The organism is Streptacidiphilus neutrinimicus, from assembly GCF_000787815.1.
In the GTDB taxonomy this organism is placed as follows: domain Bacteria; phylum Actinomycetota; class Actinomycetes; order Streptomycetales; family Streptomycetaceae; genus Streptacidiphilus; species Streptacidiphilus neutrinimicus.
Genome location: NZ_BBPO01000009.1, coordinates 1 through 1,215, shown reverse-complemented (window position 1 = coordinate 1,215; position 1,215 = coordinate 1). Strand labels below are relative to the sequence as shown.

1 protein-coding gene is annotated in these 1,215 nt (G+C 76.7%); it reads left to right on the top strand.

Annotated features, from left to right (window positions below):
• Window positions 1-123 precede the first annotated feature (123 nt).
• Window positions 124-1,215: BUD32 family EKC/KEOPS complex subunit (locus TR48_RS08525; RefSeq protein WP_042365345.1), on the top strand; the 1,092-nt coding region annotated here is incomplete at its 3' end.

The window sequence follows — 1,215 nt, the reverse complement described above, 5'->3', positions numbered from 1 at the left end:
GCACGGGGGCGACGGCCGAACGCGGCAGCTCCCGGGGCGGCCCCGGGCCCGCCTCTACCGGGCCGGTGACGCCCGGCTGCTCCACCCGGCGCTGCTGCGCCCCGACCGCGAGGAGGGAGTCCGTTGAGCGAACCACCCTGGTGGGCGGCGGCGAGCCGGCCACCGGACCCACCCCGGCCCCGCACCTTCGACGAGGCGCTTGCCGCGCTCGCCGCGGCCGCGAGCGCCGAGGAGCTCCTCGGCTCCCGCGCCACGCCCGAGGCCGCGGCCCGCCACTACCGCCGGCTGGCACGCCTGCTCCACCCGGACACCGCGCCTCCTGGCCGCCGCGCCGAGGCCACCGCCGCCTGCGCCGCCCTGAACCGCCTGCGTGGCGCGCAACACGGCCAGAGCGACGACACGCTGACGACCCGTCGGTATGCCTACCAGGTCGGCGAGCACCTGGCCCACGGCGACATCGCCGCCCTGCGTGCCGCCCGCAGCCGCCCCCGCACCGGGACCAGCCCCGCGTTGGACGCAGTCCTGAAGACCCCTTACACCCCGGCCGACGACGATCTGATGGAACGTGAGGCCCGCGCGCTCGCGTGGCTCGCCCGGCACGGCGAACCGCACTTCCGCAGCTACGTCCCGACGCTGCTGGAGAGCTTCACCCACGTGGATCCGGCCGACCCGGCTGCGCTGCCGCGCCGCGTCAACGCGCTGCTGCGGCTCGACGGGTTCGTCACGCTGGCGGAGCTGCGCGCCGCCTTCCCCGACGGCCTCGACCCGCGCGACGCCGCCTGGATCTGGCGGCGGCTGCTCGTCGCCCTCGGGCACGCGCACCGCACCGGTGTCCGCCACGGGGCCGTCCTGCCCGAGCACGTCCTGATCCACCCGGTCGAGCACGGCCTGGTCCTGGTCGACTGGTGCTACGCCAGCACCGGCGCACCCGCCGCCGCGCCCGCGCTCGTCGAACGCCACCGCGACCGCTACCCGCCCGAGGTGGCGGCGCGCCGGCCTGTCACCGAGGCCACCGACATCCACCTCGCCAGCTCCTGCATCGCCGAGTTGATGGGCGGTCAGACGCTCTCGCCGATGCGGAGCTTCCTCGCCGGATGCATGCTCCCGGCCGAGGCCCGCCGCCCGCGCGACGCCTGGCGGCTGCTCGCCGAGCTCGACCAGTTGCTTGAACGCCTGTACGGCCCACGCACGTTCCGGCCGCTGCACCTGCCTGCC